The organism is Streptomyces gobitricini (genome assembly GCF_039532985.1).
GTDB classification, from domain to species: Bacteria; Actinomycetota; Actinomycetes; order Streptomycetales; family Streptomycetaceae; genus Streptomyces; species Streptomyces gobitricini.
In genome coordinates, this window is sequence record NZ_BAAASR010000026.1 from 84,341 (window position 1) to 91,685 (window position 7,345).

General features: G+C 73.3%; 7 protein-coding genes. 3 read left to right on the top strand and 4 right to left on the bottom strand.

Features of this window, described 5'->3' with window-relative positions:
- Positions 1–440: 440 nt before the first annotated feature.
- Entirely contained in the window at positions 441–1,352 is a 912-nt protein-coding gene (locus ABD347_RS23030; RefSeq protein WP_344364437.1) for an RNA polymerase sigma-70 factor, read from the top strand.
- Positions 1,353–1,599: 247 nt separating this feature from the next.
- Entirely contained in the window at positions 1,600–2,346 is a 747-nt protein-coding gene (locus ABD347_RS23035) for a GntR family transcriptional regulator (RefSeq protein ID WP_344364439.1), read from the top strand.
- A 27-nt stretch (positions 2,347–2,373) separates the two neighbouring features.
- Here ABD347_RS23035 and ABD347_RS23040 read toward each other — a convergent pair whose 3' ends face one another.
- The gene (locus tag ABD347_RS23040; RefSeq protein ID WP_344364442.1) at positions 2,374–3,531 is read right to left on the bottom strand and encodes an ROK family transcriptional regulator; all 1,158 of its coding nucleotides are present in this window, start codon (positions 3,529–3,531) and stop codon (positions 2,374–2,376) included.
- Between the two features lie 279 nt (positions 3,532–3,810).
- On the opposite strand from ABD347_RS23040, the gene ABD347_RS23045 reads away from it, so the two are divergent.
- Positions 3,811–4,248, top strand: a complete 438-nt coding sequence (locus ABD347_RS23045) for a hypothetical protein (protein WP_344364444.1) — start codon at positions 3,811–3,813, stop codon at positions 4,246–4,248.
- Here ABD347_RS23045 and mug read toward each other — a convergent pair.
- The 3 genes from mug to ABD347_RS23060 are packed head-to-tail and all read right to left on the bottom strand — an operon-like array spanning position 4,245 to position 7,107.
- Complete coding sequence (gene mug, locus ABD347_RS23050; protein ID WP_344364447.1) at positions 4,245–4,787, bottom strand: G/U mismatch-specific DNA glycosylase; 543 nt, start codon at positions 4,785–4,787, stop codon at positions 4,245–4,247. The genes ABD347_RS23045 and mug overlap by 4 nt on opposite strands.
- Positions 4,788–4,807: 20 nt before the next feature.
- Positions 4,808–6,241 carry an adenylosuccinate lyase gene (gene purB / locus ABD347_RS23055; protein WP_344364449.1) on the bottom strand — a complete coding sequence of 478 codons (1,434 nt, stop codon included), beginning with the start codon at positions 6,239–6,241 and terminating at the stop codon, positions 4,808–4,810.
- Between the two features lie 59 nt (positions 6,242–6,300).
- Complete coding sequence (locus ABD347_RS23060; RefSeq protein WP_344364450.1) at positions 6,301–7,107, bottom strand: SGNH/GDSL hydrolase family protein; 807 nt, start codon at positions 7,105–7,107, stop codon at positions 6,301–6,303.
- Positions 7,108–7,345 lie beyond the last annotated feature (238 nt).

Consider the following 7,345-nt stretch of genomic DNA (forward strand, 5'->3'; position numbering starts at 1 on the left):
GTGATGGTGACGGGCAGCCCGGGGACGATCGCCCGTGAACAGCACCGCACGCCCGAAATCCGACGCCGCCGCCCGCGGCCTCACACCCGGTGCCCGGCGAGAACCGACGCCCGGCGAGAACCGGCGCCCGTCCCGCGCGGCACGAGCACCTCCGCGACCACCGCCTGCGACGGACGCCACCCCGGCCGGGCACAGATGGTGCCGTCCGTAGGCGGTCCGCCCGGCGGGCGACCGGGCAGCCATGCGATCACCGGCAGGGGAAGGGCGCGCCCCCAGGCGCAGAGCGAGCAGCGTCCCGAAGGCGTACCGGCTCGCTCTCCGGCCGGAAACCGGCGGGGGACGAGAGCACCGTCACCGAGCGCAGTGGACGAGTACCCGCCGGCGGGCCCGAGTCGAGGGGCGGACCGGCGCGGGTGCGGCGCGTACCGCATGATGGGGCGATGGCGACCGACACAGAGACAGGACCCGGTACCGACGCCGACACCATCGCCCGGGTCTTCGAGGAGCACCGGCCGGTGCTGACAGGAGTGGCCTACCGGATGCTCGGCCGCGTCGCCGACGCCGAGGACGTGGTCCAGGAGGCCTGGCTGCGCTGGTCCGCCGCGGACCGCGCGGACGTCCGCGAGCCCCGCGCCTACCTCGTACGCGTCACCACTCGGCTCGCCGTCGACCGGCTCCGCCAGGCGCAGGCGCGCCGCGAGGCGTACGTCGGCCCCTGGCTTCCCGAGCCGGTCGTGACCGACTTCGGCCCGACCGTCCCCGACACGGCCGAGCGCGCGGTGCTCGCCGACTCCGTGTCCCTCGCCGTGCTGGTCGTGCTCGAGACCCTGTCACCGCTGGAGCGGGCGGTGTTCGTGCTCCGCGAGGCCTTCGGCTTCCCGTACGCGGAGATCGCGGCCACCCTCGACCGGTCGCAGGCCGCGGTACGGCAGCTCGCGGGGCGGGCCCGCCGCCATGTCGACGAGGGCAGGCCCCGCTACGACGTCGACCCCGCCGAACGCCGCGACCTGACCGCCCGCTTCCTCGCCGCGGCGGCCGACGGCGACCTGGAGGAGCTGCTCGCCCTGCTCGCCCCCGACGTACGGCTCATCGGCGACAGCGGCGGCAAGGCCAAGGCGCCGCTGCGCGTCATGGAGACCGCCGGCAAGGTCGGCCGGTTCCTGTGTGCCGTCGCCCGGAACGCGGCCGCGAACGCCGATTTCCGTACCGTCGAGATCAATGGCGCGCCCGCGGTGCTCGTCCTCGTCGACGGGGAGCCCGACACGGTGTTCCAGGTGGACGTCGTGGACGGCCGGATCCGGTGCGTCTACCTCGTACGCAATCCGGACAAGCTCGTGTCCCTGAAGCCCTGACCGGCACCCATGAGCGCTGCCAGGCCCCGTGTCCGCCGTGGACGCGGGGCCTTCCGCCGTACGCCCACCGCTCGCGCGAACAGCCTGTGAACGCTCCACGACAGGGCTCGACTCCGCAGCGTGACCGGCCGACGATTGGTCTTGACCAAGGATGTGTGCCGTCCTATGGTCGCAGGGATAGTGCAGGAACCTTTAATAAACAAGGCGCGGAAAGCCGCCGGGAGTCCGGCGATTGCGGAGGATCAGGGTGGGGACCACGCAGCTGGAATCGGTGCCGGAGCCCAAGTACTGGCACCTGAAGACCGTGCTCGGCGAAGCGCTGGACACGGATTTCTCGGTGGGGGAGATCCTGCCCAACGAGCGTGAGCTGGCCGCCCGTTTCGGCGTCGCCCGGGCCACGCTCCGCCAGGCGCTGGAACAGCTGGAGCTGGAGGGCCGCCTCCAGCGACGCCGCGGCGTCGGCACCACCGTCGCACCGCCCCGCGTGGGCGTGGACGTCTCCACCACACAGGCGCAGTGGCCCGGCTCCGGCGAGGAGGCCTGGAACCCCGTCGACTGCACGCTCGTCGTCCCGCCCGCCGCCGTGGCCCGCCTCCTCGACCCCGACCGGGGCGCCGACGAGCCGGTCCACACCGTACGGCGCCTGCGCATGACGCACGGTCAGGCCGTCGCGGCCGAGCAGCTGTACGTCCCCGCCCGCTCCGTGCCGGACCTCACCGCCATCGACGCCCCGTCCGGAGCCGCCCGCGCCCGCGGCGTGCTGCGCGAACTCCAGCGGCTGACCCTGGAGGGCCAGGACCGCGCCGTGGAGCTCGGCTCCGCCCGCGCGGACGACGCCAAGGAGCTCGACCGGCTGCCCGGCGCGCCCGTCCTCCTCGTCACCACCCGGTACCTGACGGACGGCCGCACCGCCGCCGTCTCCGTCGCCACCTACCGCGCGGACACCTGCCGCCTCACCTTCGGCGACGCGGGGGACTTCGGCATCGCCTCCTGACCTCCGGCCCGCCGCCCGGCCCGTCGCTCAGCGGCGGGCCGTCACCGTTCCCTCGACGGCGAACAACTGTTCCTCCACATGGTCGAGCGCCAGCCGCAGCGCACCCGTCGCCACCGCCGCCTCACCCAGCAGCGACAACGCCACCCGGGGCGGCCGCAGACAGAACCGCGCCAGTTCCTCCCGCAACGGCTGGAGCACCCCGTCCAGACCGGCCGCCCAGCCGCCGACCACCACCAGCTCCGGATCGAGCGCCAGCACCAGCGCCGCCACGTCGTGCACCAGCCGCTGGATGAAACGGTCCACCGCCGCCCGTGCCCGTACGTCGCCCTCCCGGGCCAGCGCGAAGACCTCCGCCACCGCCTGCTCGTCCAGCGGGTGGAGAGGCTCGTCCGTGGTCGACAGCAGGGTCTCCGGGGTCGCCCCCTGCCCCAGCAGGTGCAGCGCGCCGATCTCCCCGGCCGCCCCGCCGAACCCCCGGTGCAGCCGCCCGCCGATCAGCGACCCGGCCCCGGGGCTCAGCCCCGCGAGGACGAAGACGATGTCGTCCGAGTCGGTCGCCGCGCCCTTCCACTGCTCGGCCACGGCCGCCGCGTTGGCGTCGTTCTCGACCAGCACCGGGCACCGGAACGACCGTCGCAGCCGCTCGCCCAGCGCCAGCCCCGTCCAGCCGGGGAGCGCCGTACCGAGCCGTACCGTCCCGTCCGCCTCCACGATCCCCGGTGTCCCGACGCCCACCGCCCGCAGACTGCCGCGCGCGACACCGGTGCGGCGCAGCACGTCCGCGACCACGGCCCGCACCCGCTCCAGCCGCTCGTCCGCCGACGCCGTCTCCGAGACCTCCCGGGAACCAGCGCCGATGATCCGCCCGTCCAGCCCCGACATCAGCGCGGCCACCCGGTGCGGACCGATCTCGATGCCCAGCAGATGACCCGCCTCCGCACGGAACCGGAACCGCCGCGCCGGCCGCCCCTGGCGTCTGGCCTCACCCTCCTCGGGCGCCGCCTCGACCACCAGACCCGTACCGATGAGCCCCTCGACCACACCCTCGACGGTCGGCCGGGACAGCCCCGTGATCCGGGTGAGGTCGGTGAGGGTGCGCGCGTCGGCGCCCCGCAGCGCATGGAGCACCACCGCGGAGTTGATCCTTCGCAGCAGCGACGGATCTCCGCCGGTCAGCCGGCTCACGGTGTGTCCTCCCAGCTAGAACGCGTGTCTGCCGGATGGTACTCAATGACCCGACCCCGTTGTCAGGCCCCTCGCCCGGGGCGGCCCCGGAACCCGCTCCAGCTGCTCGACAGCTCCGCCGTCGCCTCCGCCGTCGCCTCCGCCTCCGAGGCGAGCGCCGGTGCCCGTGGGATCGCCGCCGTCGTCCCCGGACACCCCTGCCGGCCGCCCGGAACGCGGCACGCCTCGGGGCTGCCTGACGGAACGCCAGTTGTCAGTGGTGGGGGCTTTACTGGAGCCATGACCACCGCACGGCATCTGGCGACCATCGATCAGCTGCGCTTCCTGCCCTTCCCCGGGAAGTTCAGCAGAACGGACAGGGGCTACAGCGGCGTCGGTTACCACCTGGTGGACCTCGCCACGAGCGAGGACTTCTGGGACGACGACGGCACCCGGCGCGAGATCGTCGAGGACCAGTACGAGGCGGAGCGTGACGCGCTCGCGGTGCTGCTGACGGCCCGCTGGGGCGAACCGCAGGTCTTCAGCCTGTGGTCGGTGTTCGACCGTGGCATGGCCGGCGAGGAGATACCCGACCCGTGGGACGCGCTCAGCCAGTCCGTGCCGGACGTGCACAGCTGGCGGGTGGACGGGCGCTGGATAGTCGTCGGCGTCGCGCACTGGGACAAGGAGCTGCCCTTCCAGCTGGTCGCCGCCGTCACGGAGACAGACCCTCCCTAGGGCCCCTTCTGCGCGGCGGCGCGCAGCCTCGCGAACTCCTCCGCCATCGTGTCCAGCGTCCAGTGCGCGTTCAGCCCACTGGGGTTGGGCAGCGCCCAGATCCGGGTGTCGCCGATGACCCGGTCCTGCGGCCCGATCTGCGCCCTGGGCTCCTGGAACGCCGTGCGGTACGCGGTGATCCCCGCCACCGCCAGCCAGCGCGGGCGCAACCGCTCCACCTTGAGGGCCAGCAGGCGGCCACCCTCGCGGAACTCCTCGTCACCCAGTTCGTCGGCCCGGGCGCTCGCCCGCGTGACGACGTTGGTGATACCGAGCCCGTACGTCAGGAGCTCCTCCTGCTCGGAGGGCCTGAGCTGTCGCGGGGTGAAGCCGGACCGGTGCAGCACGGGCCAGAAGCGGTTGCCGGGCCGGGCGAAGTGGTGGCCCGTCGCAGCCGACATCAGGCCCGGGTTGATGCCGCAGAACAGTACGGACAGGCCGCTCGCGATCACATCGGGGACGATGCGGTCGCGAGCGGCCTGGAGTTCCTGAGGTGTCATACGGGTCGTGTGCCCAATGATCAGAGGATGGCACCCGGCACGTAACCGGCGGCCTCCGGGTGCTGCTTGGCGATCTCCTCGATCCGGGCGACGACCACACCGACCTGGTCGGCGGCGGCACCGGTGAACGACAGCTTGTCCGCCATCGCGGCGTCCAGCTGCGCCCGGTCCAGCGGGAGGCGGTTGTCGGCGGCGAGCTTGTCGAGGAGCTCGTTGCGCTCGGCGCCCCGCTCCCGCATCGCCAGTGCGGACGCCACCGCGTTCTCCTTGATGGCCTCGTGCGCGACCTCGCGGCCCACCCCGGCACGCACCGCCGCCATCAGCACCTTGGTGGTGGCCAGGAACGGCAGGTAGCGGTCCAGCTCGCGGGCGACGACGGCCGGGAACGCGCCGAACTCGTCGAGCACGGTGAGGAACGTCTCGAGCAGTCCGTCCAGCGCGAAGAACGCGTCGGGCAGCGCCACCCGGCGGACCACCGAGCACGACACGTCGCCCTCGTTCCACTGGTCGCCCGCCAGCTCGCCGGTCATCGACGCGTAGCCGCGCAGGATGACCATGAGGCCGTTGACGCGCTCGCAGGAGCGGGTGTTCATCTTGTGCGGCATGGCGGAGGAGCCGACCTGGCCGGGCTTGAAGCCCTCGGTGACCAGCTCGTGCCCGGCCATCAGCCGGATCGTCTTCGCCAGCGACGAGGGCGCGGCCGCCAGCTGCACCAGCGCGGTGACGACCTCGTAGTCGAGGGAGCGCGGATAGACCTGGCCCACCGAGGTGAAGGCGTCGGCGAAGCCGAGGTGTCCGGCGATCCGCCGCTCCAGCTCCGCCAGCTTCGCCGCGTCACCGCCCAGCAGGTCGAGCATGTCCTGCGCGGTGCCGACCGGGCCCTTGATACCGCGCAGCGGGTAACGGCCCAGCAGCTCCTCCAGCCGCGCGTACGCCACCAGCAGCTCGTCCGCCGCGGTCGCGAAGCGCTTGCCGAGCGTCGTGGCCTGCGCGGCGACATTGTGCGAACGCCCCGCCATGACCAGCTCGCCGTACTCGCCCGCCAGCTTGCCCAGCCGGGCCAGCACCGCGACCGTGCGGTCGCGCATCAGCTCCAGCGACAGCCGGATCTGCAGCTGCTCGACGTTCTCCGTCAGGTCGCGCGAGGTCATGCCCTTGTGGACCTGCTCGTGGCCCGCGAGCGCGTTGAACTCCTCGATCCGCGCCTTCACGTCATGGCGCGTGACCTTCTCCCGCTCCGCGATCGACGCCAGGTCGACCCGGTCCAGCACCCGCTCGTAGTCGGCGAGCGCGGCCTCCGGCACCTCGATCCCGAGGTCCCTCTGGGCACGCAGTACGGCGAGCCACAGTTGCCGCTCCAGCTTCACCTTCTGCTCGGGGGACCAGAGGACGGCGAGCTCCGCGGAGGCGTAGCGGCCGGCCAGGACGTTGGGGATGCGAGGCTTGGCAGTCACGTGACCAGATTCTACTGGCGGTTTCTGCAGGTCGGCGCCGCGGTCCGGATTGTGGGTTGCTACGAGGGACTCGGCCGCGAGGGCGAGGTCTCGCCGTCGAGGAGGTACGGCAGCAGCTCCGGCCGCTTGGCCGGCCGGCCGTCGCCGGAGGACCGGCCGGTCAGCCGCCGCGCGATCCAGGGGCCCAGGTGCTGCCGGGCGAACCGGACGTCGCCGATCCGCCGGGCCGACCAGGCGGCCGGCACCGCCGGCGGCAGCGGCGCCAGCCAGTCCTCCCGCGGCTCCAGGCCCAGGGCCTGCCACACGGCCTCGGCCACCCGCCGGTGACCCTCCGAGGTCAGGTGCAGCCGGTCCAGGTCCCACAGCCGCGGGTCGCCCATCACCTCGGCGCCGTACAGGTCGACGACCAGGGCGCCGTGCCGGGCGGCCAGTTCGTCGACGTACCGGAACAGCTCCTCCATGCGCGGCCGGAAGCGTTTCATGACGGGGCCGTTGCGGCCCGGGCTGCGCATCAGCACCAGCTGTCCGCACGCCGGGGCCAGCCGCTCCACGGCCTCCTCCAGCAACCCTCGCACCCGGCCCATGTCGCACTTCGGGCGCAGGGTGTCGTTCAGCCCGCCGACCAGGGTCACGACGTCCGCCTTCATGGCGGCCGCCAGGTCCACCTGCTCGTCGACGATCTGGCCGATCAGCTTGCCGCGCACGGCGAGGTTCGCGTACCGGAAATCGGGCGTGAGGGCGGCGAGGCGGGCCGCCAGCAGATCGGCCCAGCCCCGGTAGGAGCCGTCGGGGAGCAGGTCCGACATGCCCTCGGTGAAACTGTCGCCCACCGCGACAAAACTGTTGTAGGTGGCATTCATCTCCATGGCGGAGTGATCGTACCGCGTGGGGCCGACCGGTCCCCGGGGGAGGGGAAGGGAGGCCGGGCGCCGGTGGGCGAGGCACGGGAACAGCCGCCGGCCGAGGCCCTCGCCCGCCGGCCGGTCACCCTCGAACCCGTGCGACGACGAGGTGCCCGGCCCCGGCACCCCGACACGTGGACGGAGCACACGGCGTACGCCCCGGGCGCTGCCGGCCCTCCACCGGCGGTACGGCGCCGGGGAG

Excerpts from the sequence above, each read along its gene's own strand:
- ABD347_RS23060 (WP_344364450.1), bottom strand. The coding sequence starts at position 7,107 with ATGGAGATGAATGCCACCTACAACAGTTTTGTCGCGGTGGGCGACAGT.
- ABD347_RS23030 (WP_344364437.1), top strand. The coding sequence starts at position 441 with ATGGCGACCGACACAGAGACAGGACCCGGTACCGACGCCGACACCATC.
- ABD347_RS23045 (WP_344364444.1), top strand. The coding sequence starts at position 3,811 with ATGACCACCGCACGGCATCTGGCGACCATCGATCAGCTGCGCTTCCTG.
- mug (WP_344364447.1), bottom strand. The coding sequence starts at position 4,787 with ATGACACCTCAGGAACTCCAGGCCGCTCGCGACCGCATCGTCCCCGAT.